We start from the raw sequence: 19,873 nt of genomic DNA, 5'->3' as shown, positions 1-19,873 counted from the left end.
TCCTTATATCTTACCCACTAAGTTTAGGAAAAACCCTTTAGCATCATAGTCATCATCATTCGCCAAATTGCCATCAAAACCTGAGAAGTTATAACCAATACCCACTTTGAAGTTATTGGTTAAATGCTTATTAAATGAAACTAATGCGCCGTGCTCCATCTCATCATTGAGCGTATCGGTCTTCCAATGATACTCGCCCGTCACATCCCACTCTTTCATGATGTGGTATGAAGCGTTAACACCATAGAGATTAATATTGCTCTCTACGAGTTCATACGCCCCTGACGCACGCTCAAACGCTTCAGTTTTATCTTTGTGCGCGTATTTAGCCCCCACATCCCAGTGAGCATCGATTGAGTAGATCCCCTCCGCTTCGATAATGTGGCTCTGCTCGTCGCTGTATTCCACATCACGGTCAAGCTGATCAAAATCTACAATGTAGGTGTAACGAGTGAGCAAATTAAGCCTGTCATTATAGATAGGGCGATACGCCATGCCCGCTGACGCCTCAATGAAACGCGCTAGGGTTTCTGAGGTCTCTTTGTTTAACGATTTGGAATAGTTGTACTTACCAAATAGGGTGTACTCTTCCGTCAGGTGCTGGTTATAACGATTGGTGGTAACGAATTGATCGATACGTTTCTTGTCGCTAGCCACATTTTCATTGCCTTTATCTACGCGATACTCGATTTTGTGTTTTAAGCTGACATCGTCAATATCGATACCTGCGTTAAAAGAGACCGCTCGGCGATAGGTGATTTCTTTGATCGCAGGATTCTCTTCACTTGGCTGCTCAATCTCACCTTGCTGATAACCGATTCCAAAATCAATATCGTCGGTCATGTCGTAGCCAAAGCCAAACGAGTCAATGCGCCCTTTACCGTTGTTCTCATCCACAAATTGGTTTTCTTGATAGAAATCGACACTGGAGGTTAAGTCCGCTCGCTGACCTACGATGACGTTGTTTTTACCTTCGTAGTTGTCATCTAGATAAGTTACATAAGTTGAATAATCATCGGTTACATCATAGGTTGCCGTTGCTTCTGCTGCGGTTCCGCGATCACCAGAGGTGTATTCCGCGCCGAGTTTGAAATCTTCGAGTACACGCACTTCACCACCGACACTTACGCTGTCGTTGTCGTCATAATCCTCAGTTTGGTCTACCGTGGTTTGCCCTTTGATGTACACATTGGTATCGCTGTCCCAAATATAATCAGCACGTAAACCAGCCAGTGAGCCTTTGCCTTTCTCGCCAACATTATTGAGCTCATCAACTTGCTTACCTGCTGCAGAAAGTTTGATATTTTCGGTCAGTTTAAACTGCCCTTCTAGCTCAACCTGTTCACTGTCGGTTTGTAACTGTCCATCACTATTGGTTTCATGCATGGACGTATAACGCGTAGCGATGCTAATGCGATCGGTGGCTTGAAAACGAAGCTCTGTACCATAAGACTCCTGCTCTAAGTCATCGCTTTGACTTGCATAGCTATAACCTGCATCTTTCGATTTGTACCAAGCTTTGACATCATTACCCACCACAGAGAAGACGTTGGGTGCAATATCGTATAAGTTCGCGACCGCTTTCACTTGAACGGAATCGCCTTCCCGCTCTTCAGTGGCACCTGAGCCGATAGGTGTGAAGGTTAAACCACCATCAAATGACACAAAATTGGAGTCGGTTTGCTGACCTTTACTGGTGGCGATTTCCGCCTTGATATAAGTACCTTCTGTAGCACGAAGCGTTAAATCGGTGCCGTAAGCTTCATAGTCTTGGTTGTCTTTCTCTTCCGTAGTGTAAGATGCGCCAATACCGATGTAATCATTCGCCCAACCTTTGATTCGCCCGCCATAGGTAAGCGCCTCTCGGGCATCTTTTCCTTGTGGTACGTATTCATAATCGACAGAGAGGTAGTTGTCATAACCATCGCTTGGCGAGTCGTCGATGACGCTACCAAAATTATCCGAAATAATATTATTGAGCGGTTTAGTTAAGATAATTCGACCTTGATAAGGGCTGATCTCATAGTCACGCCCTGATTGTAGAGGGACTTCCTTTTCAACAATACCGCTGTTTTTATTTCGAACGCTGATATAAACCTTGTCACTGCCCGGCACTACTTCACCATGACGTAAGAAATAGAGCGATCCTCCTGTTCCCAAGAACTCATCATGGGAATATAAGGTGTCCGCTTCTGAGGTAAAGCCCACGATGTTTAAGCGATCTTCACCGTATTTGGTGGTCGCGCGGGTTCGATAATCAGCCTTAAAACCGTATAAGCTTCGGTTATAGTCATTGTTATCGGTGTCCGTTAAGCCCGTATTGTAGTTCCCCCACAATACTTGAGATTTATCGTATTCCAGATCAAAGTAAACTTTACCCTTGGTGTTGACCTCTTTGTGAATATTGGCACCGTCACCGTAATCGCCATAATAAAGCTCATCGTCATCTTCGACGATATCAAACACGGTTGAGCTGTCTGAAGCGAACGGGTGCTTAAACAGATCTTTTATTTGGCTCTCTTTGCTATCAAAGTGCGTTGTGACTCTTAGTTTATCGCCAAACTTACCTTGTCCAAAATAAGCAATTCGCCCTTGGTTATAAATATCTTCATGATACTGTTCATTAACGCCTAAGGCCCCTGGATTACCCGTCACTCTATTCTGCCCCACATATAAATCAGCGAGACCTGCTTGAGCGTAGTAGGTATCAGGAATGCGTACGTAAAGCTGATAGCGGCGCTCATCACCATTATCAAAAATCACTTTGGTTGGAAACAGGTAGGCATCTGCTGGGAGGAACTGTTCGGCGTAGAGTTCACCGTCTTCTATATCAAACTCATCTTCACCAATAATGACTTTATCAACGCCTTTAAGGCCCGTACCCATAAATTTAGCGAGACCAGCATCGGTCGGAATGTTATGACGCATTAACTGCGCACGACCAAGCTTGCGTCCTTTCTCTTCATCATTTACATTCTTATCAATACTGACTTCTGAGTCTGGACGAACTAAGTCCATCACCCCTACGGTCGTGACATCTAGATTACCATCTTTGTCCCATACTTTAAGGCGAAATTGCAGTTGCTCACCTGTCGCAAACTCGTAATCGACGCTTGTTTCTCCATCCCAACTCACATCAAAATCATTGGCAAGTGCTTCACCCTCTAATATGGCGAGCGGTTGGGATAGGCTACGGTCTTGCCCACGGAAAACTTCAATCTGATACTTTGTAATGTAGTAGCTGTAGTTCGTCGTCACGGTAAAGCTAACTTCATCAAGTAGCTTCCCATCTTCAACTTCAAGTTCATCGCCAATGCTGACATCCAGAACGGGGTTAAATCGTGTGATATCTCGACTCGCCCAAATAGCCCCCTCTTCAAGATAGATTCGTGAGCTGTCTTCTTGCTCATGAGCGACAACTTCCACATCCATTGAATCTGAGTCGATCACTTCAAGCTTACTGGTGTCTTTCGCTGCCACCAGAAGTGGTATTGCACTTAATATGCAGACAGCTAGCTGACTCTTTTTAAACGCCGTTTTGTTGGTTAGAAGAATCATTTCGCTTCATCCTTGTGCTCTGTATGAACGCTGAAATTGAACTTAGTTAACGCGTTAGGTGAAACACGTTTAACCAGTGGGTTTTCACTGAGCACTTTCATCCCTGTTGGTAGTGAATCGGTATCGACTTTTATTAAGAACTGTTTGCCTTTCTTGTTAAGTACCCACTGATCTGGCACGTGATAACGGCCATACTGGTCAGTTTCAATGATGATCCCTTCAACCGTCAGTAAACGAACCCCCGGAATGCCATCTTCATAAAGACCTTTATTTTCAATCAAGATTTCCCACAGATACGCTTCGCCATCTTTGTATAGGTTTCTTGTGACATCTAGGTTCTCAGCAGACAGACCATCTGCTTTGTCTGACGTGTTGTGCGTGACAATATTTCCTTGGGCATCAAACTCAATGAAAGTCCCTTCATCGGTTTCAACCGTGAATGGAATACCCGCTTTGGTTCTGGCCTTAAACTGAATGGAAACGGTATTACCCTCAGGTAATGTTCGATTCCTTGAAATGCCAAACAATCTCGACACTTCAATACCTTGGGTTAATTTCGATGCTTTAACATTTGTTGGCTTTTTAGTGGTCTTCGCCATTCGGGAATCTTTACTCTTATCACCAATCCCTGGCATGTACTGATAACTGTCTTCGTCTTGGTCATACTGCCCATAAACAGCCACTTCGACATGATGAGTAATATCAGCCACTGGTTTCTCATCGTTTTGAGTCAACGTTGTTGTACCAGCAATATAGTTATCATCATCAATTTGAGCCGTGACAATAATATCAAAGGCGGTGGCATCGGCTTGGAAACCATCTTGATTATGGTCCTCAAACACTTTACCGATGATGGACGCGGTATCGAACACTTTATCCGGTGTGATTTCTACGGTTGCACTGGCTACGGATGAACGTACCACTAGAGCGCCCGTACTCTCACCTGGTGGTGGGGATTTAGCAACCGCCGTATTGACATAGTTGCCAAAGGTGGCTCCAACACTCACACGCAATAGATAGCGAATACGTATTTGTTCCTTAGTACTCGATTCACCGCTACCATACGCGAGCATATCACCCACATTAAACACAAGATCATTGGTCACCGCAGGGTCAGCGGTTGAGAGAGTATCATCGCCTGTGTCAAATTCTCCATCTGGGCCGCTATTGGTTAACTCTGTTGAACCTTGAACGTACTCAAAGCCCGCAGGGTAACGGTCAACAAGCTTAACGTTCTTAAACTCCGACTCATTGTTGTTTTGAATAATCACTTCGTACTCAATCACATCCCCGACTTGCGCTTCTTCTTTCAGCGCTTGTTTAGTCACGATTAGCTCGCCTTCATTATCTGAGAATTTCTTCACATGAATCGTGACATCGTCTGATGCAGATTTACCTGTTGCGGGATCGGTTACGGTAAACGTATTGGTAATATCGTCATCTAACCCTTTATTAAGCAAACCACTAATGGTGATTTCATAGCGATTACCTAAATAAGGAAGCAAATCTAAAGACAGTGATGCATCCGGTAGGTGCAGATCTTTATTGCTAAATTCGGCGCGTACTGTGTTACCAGGGAACTCTCGAATCACTACACTCCACTCACTGAATAACAGGTTGCCGTTGCCACCCGTAAGCTTAGTGATTTCATCCAACATCTCGACACCCGAAATCAATGCTGACCCCTCGTTGCCGACATTAAGAACGTAAGTCAGATCTTCATCATCGTTAGTGTATTGCGCGTTTTCCCCTTTGGTTGTGGTTTTATCTATATTGAACATCACCGCTTCTGGAACAATCATCGCACTGACCACTTCAACCGATGCCCCACCCGCTTTTGGACTATTACTACTGGTCTTGGCTTTACGGCTTACAGCGGCATTTGAATTATCGTCTTGTGACACTTCATCAATTTTATAAGCGGTATTAACGATCTCACCCATCGCTCTTGGATCAACTGTGCCGGTGATAATCAACTCCGCCGTATCATTTGGCGCAATATCGACACCGACTTCGATATCCTGATTATCGCCAAAGCTATGGACATTCATTTGTGTTCTTGGATCGCCACTTTTAGCTTCTACCGTCCATTTTGTGAACGCTTGAATAACCTCGCGATCGCCGGAAATTTCATCCGGTCGTGTCGGCACACGTATTTGTGACATGACATCCTTAACGACAATATCGTTGCCAAACCCTTTGCTGTCATTAAATAACTTAATTCTAAAGGTGGCTTCCTCACCCGCGACATAGATTGGACTATCCGCTGTTTTGGTGATCACGACGTTATCAGGCTCTGGGATTAAGCTTGCAGTAGCGGTGAAACGTTGAGAGCGAGTGTCCACCGTCATGCTCGCTTTATTATCAATACGCCCGTTCGCGTATTCATTGATTGTCCCCGTGATGACCAGCTCTAGCGTGTCATTAGGCGCTAGGCTCACTGTGGCGTCGATATCTTTATTCGCACCACTTGGGTCTGGAGAAACAGTGGTTAAATTATTCCCTTTATTTACCTTAATAGCCCAACTTGAAAACGCTTTTTCTTGTGCCCCATTTACCGTGGCCACTTTTAATCCAGAGATAATGTCTTTTAATGCAATGCCACCAACAAATGACTCATTTTGGTTTTTTAGAACCACTCGGAAAGTCGCTTCTTTGCCCGGCTCATATGTCATTTCTGTTTCTGCGCCTTGCTCGCCTACAAACTTCTCTAAAGTTAAAGAAACAGGCCTGTTCTTAATGATCGCCTCGGCAACTAACTCTGGTTGAGTACCATAGCCAACCGTCACTTTGTTATATATATCGCTACTCGCTAAAGGTTGTACCCTGCCCTCAATTAGGAATTCAACCGTGCTATTTGGCGCGAGATCCACAAGCGTATCAATATCTGGGTTCTTACCTGATGGCAGTGTCGCGACTGAACTTAAAGGATTCGACCACGAAGTAGTGACTCTCCACTGTTCAAACGCTGTCGTTCTTGAACCGTCGACCAATTCTACCTGCATATCATTGAGCAGATCTTTCACCGATACATCATTAGCAAATCCATCGCCTTCATTGGTGACAGTAACAGTAAAGCTCGCTATATCCCCCGCTTGGTAGAACTCTCTATCGGCGATTTTGGTCACGCTAATGCTCGCAGGCAAAGGTTTTAGCATTGCACTACTCTCTTTGTCTGCCCTATTAAAGGTTGCGGTGGCGATGTTTTCTATCTCACCAATGGCAAGTGGGTTAAGGCGTCCTTCCACCACAAACAGCACCTGACTGTCTGGCGCTAAGTCAATATTCGTATCGATGTCTTTGTTGTGAGTAAACTTCGGAGCATCAACCACGGTAAGCTTATCGCTTGCCTTGTAAGCTACAGACCACGTTGCGAAAGCCTTCGCTGATGCAGCATCCGTCGTTTCAACCATCAATGCCGAAATCTCATCGATTAGCTGAATATCATTAGCAAAGGCGCCACTTTTGTTTGTAATCGTGACCGCATAACCAGCGGGTCTACCCAGTTTATAGAATTCCTCGATAGTATTTTTAGTGATCTCTATTTCGGGAATGGCTGCGACACTCACCGCTTCAGCTTCGATGGTTTTTCCATCAAACTCTAATGTGGCTTTGTTAACAACATCACCAATGATGGCTGTTTTCAGCGTGCCAGAAATGGTCACCGTAATGACATCTTCTGGTGCAATTTGAATCAACGCATCTATGTTATCTCCAACTGAAGAAGGAAGAATCGATTCCCCCGTTGAAGACAATGCTGTGATATCAATAGAACCTGATTCGAATACCGTGATCATTGATCCAGAAATTGATTCCGCTTCAATTTGCGATACAAAATCTTGGAGACGCACATCAGATGCCCAAGCTCGTGTTGTATTGGCCATCGTCAACGTATAAGTGAGCGTGTCACCAGCATTGTATTCCGCTATGTCGACCACTTTAGAGAGTGTTACATCAGCATCAATTGGCACGTACTCTGCGTTGGCTGTGAGCTTTTTATTGTTTGTTGCTTCAACTTTCGCCGTATTTTCGATAACACCAATAACCTTTGAATCCACTTTCCCTTCTAGGTGCAATTTGATCGAACTGTTTGGCGCTATGGTGTAGTTGCCAACAAAACCATCGGCAGCATCAAGTGCCGTTTCTTTAATGACATAGGTCTTACTGCTACCTGAGTCGACTATAGAGACACTACTCGTCGCTGCTTCCCAATGTTCAAATACTTGACCCGTTCCACCGCCGATGACATCCGCTTCAATCTCTTTAGCAATATCAGAAATCGTTACCCCTTGAACGTAGCCAAAACCTTCATTTTTTACTTCGATATCGAAACCAATGACATCACCTGGGGCATAGGTATTAGGTGATAACGACGCCGACTTAGTTAGCGTAAGTTCGCCCTGTTCTGGGTAAATGAAATGCTCTCTAAGATCGAACTGTTTCTTATCGACATACATGGTGTTGCCAAACTTTCCAACAGCATCCGTTCGGACTTTACCAACGATAGAAATCTCAAGCACGGTTGGCTGAGACTCTGCGGCGCCTAACCCCACAGTGGCATTGATATCGCCTGTTGTTTGAACCGTCGCGATATTGTTGTGATCCGCGCTGGCATTACTAATGAACTGAGCCGACACGGTCCAACTCTCTAACGCCGGTTTCATTGAGCCATCAGCCGTTTCGACCATGAATTTTGAAATTTCGTCTTCAATCAATACATCCGCATTGGAGTCAGATTTATTGGCAATATAAAGCGTATAACGAACCTCGCCACCCGGTACATAGGTTGGCGTGTCTGTCATTTTCGCCGCTAAAATATTGGCATCGCCTTGACCCAAAATAACCTCATTCGAGTTTTCCCCGTTTATCTTAGCCACATTGGTTATGGTGCCCGTTGCATCACCATTCACCGCCCCCGTAAGTTGGAACACCACTTCGTCGTTTGGCATCAGATCAAAGGTTGCATCGAGTGGTTTCGCTCCTTGGTAATTACCCGATATAGAGAAACGATCAGACGGCGGCTGTTTTAGAATCGACGTATTACTTGAGGTAAAAGCACTTTCCCCACTGGAAGTCTTAATGCTGTTGAGCTTATCGACAATGGTGGCATCGTTAGCGATGCCTTCACCGGTATTTTTCACCAAAATAGTATACGTAACTTCACCATTAGGGTTGTATTGGCAACCATCACCACTTGTCGATGGGAAGCGACACTTGCTACTGTCAGCTGTGGTATTGGTGACCCATTTTTCAAACACCAGGTTTGGTGCCACTGGCGGTATCGCGTCAGTATCAACGTGATGATTCCCACCTGTCGCTCGGTTTGCCGAAATGCTACCTAACGCATCTGGGCGGATTTGTCCTTTAATGGTAAAAACAATTTTCGCTTTTGGTGCGACATCAACACTGATATTCAGGTCACCTGAAGGTGAATAATCTGGAATGTAAGTAACGAAGTCAGCGCCTAAACCACCAGAGAGAGTGTGAGTAATTTCAGTCGTGGTAAAGGCTTGTTCTGTTCCACCACCCAAGACCTCAACCTTAATATCAGAAAGCTTATCAACAATAGCCGCGTTGTCGTACCAAACCGATTCAGTATTATCGACAGTTAAACGATAAACGACCTCTTCTCCTGGTTTATAGGTGTCGCCAGAAGAGTAAGCTCGCCCCCCAATAGAGATGATCTCTTTGGTTACATCCAGTTTTGACGGCTCAATTTCAACCTTAGCCACTCGATTTTGAGTAATGGATCCAACGTATTTCGCTTTAGAATAGATCTTCTCAAGACTATCGTTTCGTATTTCCGTTTCCACGGTTAGATCGACCCAGCCACCCGCAGCAATAGATAACTCTGGAATATTGATGTCGGTATTCACACCGCCAGAGAAACTACCAATCTGGGTAACTAACTCATTCGATTTTCCAACGCTCACATTCCACGTTTTTGGCTCATAAACCGACTCTTTACGACCATCGCTGTCCGCGGCTGATTGCTGAGCCAGTTTCACTTTTAATTTAGAGAGTTCATCAACTAACGTTGCACCGTACTCTGTCCCTTTCCCCTTGTTGTCAATGCGTATTTGGTAAACGACAGGTTGTTCGCTAGGGGTATGGTTATAGCTCGATTTCACTTCAGTTTTAAGAGCGTTGGTGTAGGCGTGATGGGTAAATTTAACCTCTGGAAGCAACATTCGAGAACGTTCTGAAATCAGTGTATGGCGATCATCCACTAAGGCCGTATTCTTAATTTCCCCCACAGCTTGTTCAGCTACTTTCGCTTTAATAATGTAGCGAACATAGGCGTTGCCATCACTAGTGAATGATGGTGCAGAGAGGTCGAATTCCGTACTGATATTCTGGTTTGGTTTTACTGTTCCTGCGTCACTGTAACCACTGCTGTCTGTCTCTGTTTCTATCGTCCATTCTGAAAAAGCCGCGCCTTTTGTTCCATCAAAATAATCTGTTTTGATGGCATCAATGGCATCAATAATTCGAACATCTTTTAGGTGTACATTATTCTTATTAACCAGATCAATTTGATACTCGATATAGCCGCCCGGTGTATAGCCGCCGGTCAATTCAGTTGTGCCATCTTGGTCAAAGTAACGAGTTACGTGCTTTTCAAAGGTGAATTTTTCTGTATTAGGTTTCGACTCGGCACTCACCGTGTTTCCATCAACCAGAAGCAAGTTCGTAATGTTGCCAACCGCCTGCGGATTTACATTACCCGTCACGGTATAAATAATCGTCTCTTTTCCTGGAATAGAAAAATGCGTATTGATGTCTTGGTTATCTGCAAGCGTACTATCAAGGTCTACGATCGCTGCACTACTTCCACCCACCACTTCGGTTGAAATGGTCCAACCGGTATCAAACGCAGGACCTTTATTACCATCGAGAAGATCGACGGTAATTTGGGATAATTCATCAACAATTGGAATGTTATAGGCATTACCTTTTGCATCATTCTTAATGGTTAATTTATAAGTAAGCGGTTGACCTGGTTCATAGTTTTTCTGGTCGACTGTTTTCGTAAAGGTTAGGTGATAATCAAACGGTCTAACCGTAATGCCACCTATGGTGATGTCTCCAACTGCATCGTCTCTCACTACGCCTTCCACGGTATAGAGAACATAGTCACCACCCGCGACATCAATGGTGGTTTCAATATTTTCATTGTCGCTAACGACGCCATCAAGTGTGCCATCGGTTGTGCCCGCGGCGCCGTTATCGTCTTCTTTTTCTACTCCCACAGTAAAAGCACTGTTAAATGGGTTAGCAGTCGTCCCGTCCATCAGAAGAACACTGAGGTCTTTGATATTTTCTGAAACACGGTGGTTATTAAAATAGCCTACCTGTGAAGAGATTTTAACCGTATATTTGAGTGTATCGCCCGGGGCGTATTTGGAGGTCTCAACGCCATTCACGTATAACTTCCTTACCACATCAGCACCAGAGCCAACTCGCTCCATCTCATGGTGAGAAACGTGGTCTTCCTGTGAGACTAATCCTTTATCTCGATAGACATAGGCATCATTGCCCAAAATGTTGGATACCACATTATCCTTAACTTTGGCTTTTATCTTGAATGTGCGCTCTTCTCCTCCCTCAAGGCTAAAGGTTTTATTATCCCCTCCAAGTGGATAGACGAAATCGTCATTGGTTACCGCACTCCAACCTTTACCGTCTGCATAATCAAACTGCCACGATTCAAAAGGCGATTGATTTGGAAAATCTGCGAAATGGTTATCTTTTTGATTTGCCAGTGTCATGCGAATTTCGTTCAATGGATCAAACACTTTTAAGTGCTCAGCTTTCACAGAACTATTATTTAGCAAAGTGATGAAATAGGTCACTTCATCACCAGGGGTAAAGCGCGTTCTATCCGCTGTTTTTAAGATCGACACGTTCAGCTTGGAATCACCGCTATCCCCTATTTCAGCCGTTGAGGACTGATCTAAATTATTCACAGGATCATGGATTTCAACGGTATTAGCGATCTCAAACTTCTCGTAGTCACTACGCACTAAGCCACGGATGGTATAACCAACAAAACCCAAGCCATCGCTCGTTTTAGGGTCAATGTCTATTTTGGTATTGATGTTGCCATTATCAGGGTAGTTTGATTTCGAACCCGCATAACTACCCGTTTTATAAGTGGTATTGTTACTGTCGGTTTTAGAAGTGATCTCCCAACGTTCAAATACGTTCATGCCAATGATGTCATCATCAACTTTTACTTCATTGGCATAGCCAGAGCCGCGGTTGTAAACCATGATATCGAAGGTGACCCACTGACCCGGTACAAACTTCTCCTCTTCGGACGTTTTTACCACGACTACATCAGGATCTTTCGGCCAAATCGTAACACTGTCCGTTGCAGACGTTTGACTGTCCGAGTCAGGTGTTTTTGCCTCAACAACATTGGTAAATTTGCTGTAAACAATTTGTTCACTGACCGAGCGGTCGATTTTTCCAACAATGGTATAAACCACCGTCACATTCGGTGGAATTTGCGCTGTGGTGTTCAGATCACTGTTATCGCTAAATGTACCAACATCAGTGAATAATCCATTGCCATTAAGCAAAGGGTTATCTGAAATTATCTCTGCACTAATCGTCCAAGAACTAAAGACGGGCTTAGTTTCGTTATTAGGCTCTAGTAAGCCTGCGGTTATTTTAGATATCTCATCTTTTATTTGTACATTCGTCGCGTAACCATTTCCTGCTCGGTTAACCACATTGATTTGATACATTACCGTATCATCAAGCTTAGAGTATCGGCTGCCTTCGTCGTGATAACCGCCTTCAGAGCCCACTTTTACTCTTTTATCTATTTCAATATCAAAGTCATACGGATCGGAACCGGTATCGGCATAGACCGTATTATCAACCGTCACACTGTTCTTAATGTGCCCATTAGCAAGTGGGTTTGTTTGCGCTACAATGGTGTATTCTATATAAGAATGGGGGGCGATCGTCGCTTTGACATCTAGAATGTCAGGATTGCTAATCGAGCTCGATATTCCTGTATCCGAAGCCGTTGAAATACTTCCATCTGACTGTTTTGCAACGGCCGTAATTTCCCAACTAGCATAAGCGTTTACATCTTTACCGCTAACGCCTGTTGTCATCACATTTTCTAGATCATCAAAAACAGAAACCTGATCTGCAAATCCGTCTCCATCATTGTTAATCTGAATGGTGTAGGTAAGCGTTTGACCTGATGAGTAGTAGCGCGAATCGACCACTTTACTCGCTCTTAAATTGTCTTCCGGCATCTGCACACCAGAGCCATCTTCGCTAATATCATCATGACAAGACGGGCGATTATCAACAATGAGTCCAACACTACTATCGTTCACTTGTGCAGTTAATCTGTAGTGCACCTCTTTGCCAGGTGCAATATCAGGTGACAGCGTCACCTCAGAGGTCATCCACTGATTATAATTGAATAGGCCAGGATCAGTCCCTTGATCATCTTCTCCGCTAACTACCTCTAACTTCCATTGAGAGAAAGCCTGCCCAACACCTGCCCCTGCCGCTTGCTCTGTTTGAACACAGGTTAAATCATCGACAATCAGCAGGTTATTCGCGAAGTACTTTGAAGAGCTATTACTAACTTTGATGTCATATTCAACATTTTGACCGGGAATATACTCTGATGCTTGGGTCGTTTTGGTTACTTTGATATCTGGATCGGGGAAGTAGAGCACTTGTTCGGCGCTCAATTGCTCATTGATTTGGGCGTCAACGACCACGCGTCCACTAGAATCTTCAACTGACGCATTAAACCCAGCAATATCCCCAATAGTGACAGGCGTTAGGTTAGCTGTAATTGTGTAGGAGATCGATTCGTTGGGGTATATAGATACCGTATCTTCCACATCTACATCAGTTTGTTCGCCCGTTGCATTATAATCAGACAGTGAGTGGCTTCCTATATCGCTCACTTTGACTTTCCATGAACTAAACGGTTGACCAGAAACATCACTATTATCAAAGTGACTTTCAAGATCATTCGCTAAACCATTATTTGTAATTAGCTGCGCAATGTTTTGTTTTACATGATAATCGTGCGCGATGCCTTTACCATTGTTATAAACAACAACGGTAAACACACGCTCTTGATTAACAAGGTATGGGTTCACCGAACTTATAGTGTGGCTGATCTCGACTTTTGGCTTCGCAGCAGGCGTAGTTAATTCATCGCTCGATTGATCCCCTTCTTTAGAGCTGCTTACAGCTTGGGTTACGATGTCGCCAACCAGTCCATCTACAACTTCAGCTGAAATCGTGTAAGTGATTGAGCCTCCAACGTCAATTGACGCATCTTTAACAACTAGATCTCCAGAAGAGGCATAGCTTCCTGCATCACTACCATTTCCAAAAGTCACTCCGCTGATGACAACTGAGTTAAACGCACTAACTGTACTTCCTGAAGCACTAAGCGCTTTCAAAGACGCATATGGCTGCTCAATATTAAGATGCTGAACTCTATAACTGCCCGTGTTAATTAGCTTCAGCGTATAGGTTAGTTTCTGATTTATTAGGTATTCTGATTTATCAACACTAAGATCAATGCTGTACTCATAAGGAACAGGGGAAAAGGTCGCTACGCTCGCAGGAGAGAAAGTCTGATTTGCACCGTCAATAGCCGCCTTTACGACGGTATTATCGCCAAGCACTATCTCCCCAACAATATCGTCTGAGACGGTTGCTTCAATATGGTAAGTCACTTGCCCTAAAGGGAATAACTTTGCATCGCTGACAACTAAATTACTGTCTTGTGAATTATAACTTCCAGCACTTGAGCCCCATGAGTGTGAATCAGTGATACTTAACTTAATGAACGCTTTGCTTGAACCCGTCTGACTCGGACTAAGGGTATCCCAAACCAAATCTTGAACGTCTATCGAACTGATCACCTTCTTTGTGGTGTTCTTTACCTGTATGTCGTAAGCGATAGTTTGGCCATTTTCGTATACCGCATCAGTAGGAAAAACAGAAACCTCAATGCTCTTGGCAGCAAAAGCAGAGAAAGAGATGAGGTTCAGTAGAACGAAGGCAATGGCGATAAGCTTATTTTTAAGTAAGTTCATTAACAATGTATAACCTTAGCTATTAATTAAACGAGAACTAGCAATTTTCGACGCAAAAGCTCAGTTAAAAGCCAAAAGGAACTTCATCGGCTTTATGCTGTCACGGCTAAGAAACGCGGTATTATCCTCCTCACCGTCAACTCTATGTCACAGATGTGTCAAAACAAGACCGGATGTAACAAATGATTACTACGATTATTTAGATAGAAATAACAAATAAACAACCAGCTTTGATATCAAAAATCGTAACGCAAAATCAACCATTTAACACTTACGAAACCTAAGTTTTGCAATAAAGATAACAACATTATAATTGAACATCATTTCATAAACCTAGCGAGTCAAATTTTTATCACTCGATTGACGACTCCAAAGCAGACAATATCAGTTAGTATTATTCATAGATATACTAAATACTGTTACACTTATTAAAATAAGTGGTTGTAAACAAGGATGTTACTTGCTGTCCACACACCGATTATCCATAACTTTCTTAGCTTCGTTTCTCATTTTGAACTCTTGTTTTTCGTTTGGAGAAGATTCTCCTATTCCCAAAAGTAAGAGTGAAAACTCGACCTCAGAACTCCCTCCTCCAGTTGATACCTGTAATCACAATCAAGACAGTTCACTCATTCTGGACAGAACGTTCGATTACCTCAATACCAAGCTCTGCCAGCCTGCGGTTTGGTTCGATAATTTCTTTGTTGATGAGCGAAGCGACGGCGATGCTAGAGCCGGAACGATTATTCGTTGGTATAACGATTTTTCTATGGTGGAGAACGAAGGCTATCAATTTAAGACACGGTTTAAGGCCCGCTTCCATTTACCAGAAGTGAATAAGCGATTAAAAGTTGTTTTTGAAACGGATGAAGAAGGTGATGTATTCGAGCTATTCCCCAATACTGCTGAAGATGCAGAAAGCACCTTAGGGTTGCGTTATGACTGGATTCAACGAACAAGACAAAGCTTTAACATCAAATTGACCGCCAAGCCTGGTATTGAAGGACGTTTTCGTTACACCTACCCATTTACTATTGATACGACAGCGACTTTGACTCAGCGAATTTATCAAAAAAAACGTGTAACCGGTGAAAAGACGGAGATAGACATCGACCACTCGATCAATAAAGCCTTTCTATTTCGTTGGTCTAATTTCGCCACTTATGAAGATGATATAAAGGGCTGGGAGTTCGGCTCTGGCATGACGCTCTACCAATTCATTTCAGATGATCAAGCTCTCAGCTACCAAGCCAGTACGACAGGAACCAACCGCCCATACCATTACATCAGTAATACGCATTTTTCCGTCACATATCGCCAAAATTTTTTACGGTCGTGGTTATTCTACGAACTAAAACCTGAGTACAACTGGTTCAAAGAAGAACATATTGAACGTTACCAAGAAGCCAAGTTTACGCTTCGACTCGAAGTGCTATTTCAGAACATTTAACCTTATCTAAATGCAAAAAGCCTACTTAATGAATTCACATCGCATAGGTAGGCTTCATTTCTATCAACAAAAAATGGTTAGGCAGGTTAGCCGATAAACTAACCTTGTTTCGCTTGCTGTTTCAGTAACTTTTTGATTTCATCCAGCTCTTGTTTTAGCTCAGCCATGGTTGGTTCGTTAAGTTCTTCACCCTCTTCTCTTGCGATGTTCTGCCTCTCTTGTTCTAGCACATTCACAACAATGCCGATGACCATGTTAAGGAATGCAAAAGCGGTAAAGAAGATAAACGAAAGGAAGTAGACCCATGACAACGGATACTCTTCCATCGTTTCGTACATAACACTCGTCCAGCTCTCAAATGTCATGACCCTAAACAGGGTTAACATGCTGATGGAAATATCGCCCCAAAGAATTGGGTTAATAGACGCAAAGAACGTTGAGCCTACAGCCGCATAGATATAAAAGATGATGAACATCAGTAACATGACATAGCTAAGTTGCGGTAATGCTTTCACTAACGAGTTAATCAACAAGCGCAATTCAGGGATGATGGAAACCATTCTCAACACACGGAAGATACGAACGAGGCGCCCTAGTACCGCCATTTCACTGTCTTGAATTGGAATCAAGCTGACCACAACAATCAACGTATCAAATAAGTTCCAGAAATTATTGAAGAAACGCTTTTTGTTAGGCTCGCCAATAAAGCGAATAGAGATTTCGACCAAGAAGATCAGCGTGATCCCCCAGTCTAGAATTTTAAGTAAGCTGACAAGGCTTGATGGCATATCGTAGGTATTGGCCCCAATCATCAATGCAGAGAAAACGATGATTGAGATAACGAACCATTCAAATATTTTATTATTTCTTAAGCGATAGAATCGTTCTTGAAGGCTTCTATGACCTTGAGTCATAAGCTGCCTATCAACGGATTTTTCCATATCTGTCATGGGTAGAAGTGTTTCCTATTAAGGTTTACTGAGCTTACTAGTTTTAGATGTTACTTGGTAGCATCTATGTGCTACATGATTTCGAGAGACTATCACAAAATGTGATGTACGTCGGTGCGAGAATAATGTAAAAATATTTAAATATTCATGTTCATTATAAATAAAAACGCCGAGCTATTGGGTAGCTCGGCGTTTATTAACTTATTCTTAGTCGGTTAGGGCTTATTCCCAGTCAAGAATTACCTTACCAGACATGCCAGAACGCATCATGTCGAAGCCTTTCTGGAAGTCATCCACTTTATAGGAATGAGTAATGATCGGTGTAAGATCTAGGCCAGATTGAATCAAGCTTGCCATCTTGTACCAAGTTTCGAACATCTCGCGGCCGTAAATACCTTTGATCACCAACCCTTTAAAGATCACTTGGTTCCAATCTACCGCCATGTCTGATGGTGGAATACCTAGTAGAGAGATCTTACCGCCGTGGTTCATGTTTGTTAGCATGCTGTTGAATGCTGAAGGCACACCAGACATCTCTAAACCAACGTCAAAACCTTCAGTCATACCAAGATCAGCCATAACATCTTCAAGCTTCTCTTCCATCACGTTTACAGCGCGTGTTACACCCATCTTTTTAGCAAGATCTAGACGGTATTCGTTTACGTCAGTGATCACAACGTGACGAGCACCAACGTGTTTTGCAACCGCAGCAGCCATGATACCGATTGGGCCAGCACCAGTGATTAGTACGTCTTCGCCTACTAGGTCGAACGAAAGCGCTGTGTGTACTGCGTTGCCGAACGGGTCAAAGATTGACGCTAGGTCATCAGAGATTTCAGCTGGGATCTTAAATGCGTTAAATGCAGGAATAACCAAGTATTCAGAGAACGCACCAGTGCGGTTAACACCAACACCTGTAGTGTTACGACAAAGGTGAGTACGGCCGCCACGACAGTTACGACAGTGACCACAGGTAATATGACCTTCGCCAGAGACACGATCACCAATGGTAAAGCCACGTACTTCCTGGCCAATACCAACGACTTCGCCTACGTATTCGTGACCAACAACCATTGGTACTGGAATCGTGTTTTGTGACCATTCATCCCAGTTGTAGATATGAACGTCAGTACCACAAATAGCAGTTTTCTTAATCTTGATCAGAAGATCGTTATGACCCATTTCCGGTTTTTCAACCTCGGTCATCCAGATGCCTTCTTCAGGCTTAAGTTTTGATAGTGCTTTAATTTTCATAATGATTCCTCTCGCCTGATTAAGCGATGATCCCCATGTCTTTGCCTACTTCGATAAACGCATCGATTGCACGATCTAGCTGTTCACGGCTATGCGCAGCTGACATTTGAGTACGAATACGTGCTTGGCCTTTTGGCACAACAGGGAATGAGAAAGCAACAACATAGATACCTTTCTCTAGCGCACGCTCAGCAAACTCAGCAGCCACTTTCGCATCGCCAACCATGATTGGGATAATTGCGTGATCTGCACCACCCATAGTGAAACCAGCGGCTTCCATACGTGTACGGAAATGTGCCGAGTTTTCCCAAAGGTTATTACGTAGATCACCAGACTCTTTAAGAAGGTCGATAACGCGGATTGAAGCTGAAACGATCGCAGGAGCAACCGAGTTTGAGAATAGATACGGGCGAGAGCGCTGACGTAACCAGTCAATCACTTCTTTTTTTCCAGAAGTGTAACCGCCTGAAGCGCCACCCATAGCCTTACCAAGCGTACCAGTAATAAAGTCGATACGGTCAATAACATCGTGGTGTTCGTGTGTACCCGCGCCATTTGGACCCATGAAGCCAACAGCGTGAGAATCGTCAACCATCACAAGTGCGTCGTATTTGTCAGCCAAATCACAGATAGCAGGAAGGTTAGCAACAACGCCGTCCATAGAGAACACACCGTCAGTAACGATAAGAGTATGACGAGCGCCTGCTTCTTTTGCTTCAATTAGACGCTGCTCAAGCTGTTCCATATCATTATTAGCATAACGGAAACGCATCGCTTTACATAAACGCACACCGTCAATGATAGAAGCATGGTTTAGTGCGTCAGAAATGATCGCGTCTTCTTTGCTTAGAATCGTTTCAAACAAGCCCGTGTTCGCATCAAAACATGATGTGTACAGAATCGTGTCTTCTTTACCTAGGAAAGTCGATAGCTTTTGCTCAAGCTCTTTATGTGAATCTTGAGTACCACAAATAAAGCGCACTGATGCCATGCCGAAACCGTGCTCATCCATACCTGACTTTGCAGCGTCGATAAGTGCAGGGTGATTTGCAAGACCTAAATAGTTGTTTGCACAGAAGTTCAAAACCTCTTCACCTGTTGAAATTGAGACAGATGCTTTTTGAGCAGAAGTAATGACACGTTCAGACTTGTATAGGCCTTCTTCTTTTACTTCTTCGATTTGGTTTTGGATCTGTTGATAAAATGACAATGACATCAGCAATGTTCCTTACTAGTTTTTATCGTTAACAAGCATTATCGTTAAACAAGCTTAGTTGTTTATGTAGGGTTTCGACACGGTTTGACCATATCAAATTTGATCTCACTCCAGTGTAAACCAAGTCTCCTATTCGCATTATCCCATTACATGGAAAAACATTAGTGAATTACAGGCACAACAAAATAACAACCTCTCTAACCTAGCGTTATATAACGATCGATTTATGGTGACGATAAAAAATACCTATGAAAATCAACACTCTTTGATGGTGTATATCTACATTAGCAACTATAATCAACTCAAATAGATTCTTATCCTCTTCAACACGTACAATTAACGG

At 43.4% G+C, this 19,873-nt stretch carries 6 protein-coding genes; 1 reads left to right on the top strand and 5 read right to left on the bottom strand.

The annotated features are described in order from the left end of the window. Nucleotides 1–3: 3 nt before the first annotated feature. Nucleotides 4–3,558 (bottom strand): hypothetical protein, encoded by a 3,555-nt coding sequence (locus tag KP803_RS10515; protein WP_248008795.1) that lies wholly within the window; start codon nucleotides 3,556–3,558, stop codon nucleotides 4–6. Then, nucleotides 3,555–14,660: a DUF11 domain-containing protein gene (locus tag KP803_RS10510; protein WP_248008794.1), complete on the bottom strand. Its 11,106-nt coding sequence runs from the start codon at nucleotides 14,658–14,660 to the stop codon at nucleotides 3,555–3,557. Before KP803_RS10510 ends, KP803_RS10515 begins: the two co-directional genes overlap by 4 nt. A 460-nt stretch (nucleotides 14,661–15,120) precedes the next feature. On the opposite strand from KP803_RS10510, the gene KP803_RS10505 reads away from it, so the two are divergent. After that, nucleotides 15,121–16,110 (top strand): hypothetical protein, encoded by a 990-nt coding sequence (locus KP803_RS10505; RefSeq protein WP_248008793.1) that lies wholly within the window; start codon nucleotides 15,121–15,123, stop codon nucleotides 16,108–16,110. Nucleotides 16,111–16,208: 98 nt separating this feature from the next. Here the strand turns inward: KP803_RS10505 and KP803_RS10500 are convergent, their stop codons facing one another. The 3 genes from KP803_RS10500 to KP803_RS10490 all read right to left on the bottom strand — a co-directional run bounded on the left by KP803_RS10500 (nucleotide 16,209) and on the right by KP803_RS10490 (nucleotide 19,530). Further along, nucleotides 16,209–17,060 (bottom strand): ion transporter, encoded by an 852-nt coding sequence (locus KP803_RS10500; RefSeq protein WP_248008792.1) that lies wholly within the window; start codon nucleotides 17,058–17,060, stop codon nucleotides 16,209–16,211. A 222-nt stretch (nucleotides 17,061–17,282) separates the two neighbouring features. Further along, complete coding sequence (gene tdh, locus KP803_RS10495; protein WP_248008791.1) at nucleotides 17,283–18,314, bottom strand: L-threonine 3-dehydrogenase; 1,032 nt, start codon at nucleotides 18,312–18,314, stop codon at nucleotides 17,283–17,285. Nucleotides 18,315–18,333: 19 nt separating this feature from the next. Continuing rightward, nucleotides 18,334–19,530 (bottom strand): glycine C-acetyltransferase, encoded by a 1,197-nt coding sequence (locus tag KP803_RS10490; RefSeq protein WP_248008790.1) that lies wholly within the window; start codon nucleotides 19,528–19,530, stop codon nucleotides 18,334–18,336. Nucleotides 19,531–19,873 lie beyond the last annotated feature (343 nt).

The organism is Vibrio amylolyticus (assembly GCF_023145695.1).
GTDB lineage: Bacteria > Pseudomonadota > Gammaproteobacteria > Enterobacterales > Vibrionaceae > Vibrio > Vibrio amylolyticus.
Note: the sequence above shows the minus strand (reverse complement) of the source record. Positions and strands in the feature narration are given on the sequence as shown.

Bases quoted from the DNA above. Each gene is read 5' to 3' on its own strand.
- KP803_RS10515 (WP_248008795.1), bottom strand. From the start codon at position 3,558: ATGATTCTTCTAACCAACAAAACGGCGTTTAAAAAGAGTCAGCTAGCT.
- KP803_RS10510 (WP_248008794.1), bottom strand. From the start codon at position 14,660: ATGAACTTACTTAAAAATAAGCTTATCGCCATTGCCTTCGTTCTACTG.
- KP803_RS10500 (WP_248008792.1), bottom strand. From the start codon at position 17,060: ATGACAGATATGGAAAAATCCGTTGATAGGCAGCTTATGACTCAAGGT.
- tdh (WP_248008791.1), bottom strand. From the start codon at position 18,314: ATGAAAATTAAAGCACTATCAAAACTTAAGCCTGAAGAAGGCATCTGG.
- KP803_RS10490 (WP_248008790.1), bottom strand. From the start codon at position 19,530: ATGTCATTGTCATTTTATCAACAGATCCAAAACCAAATCGAAGAAGTA.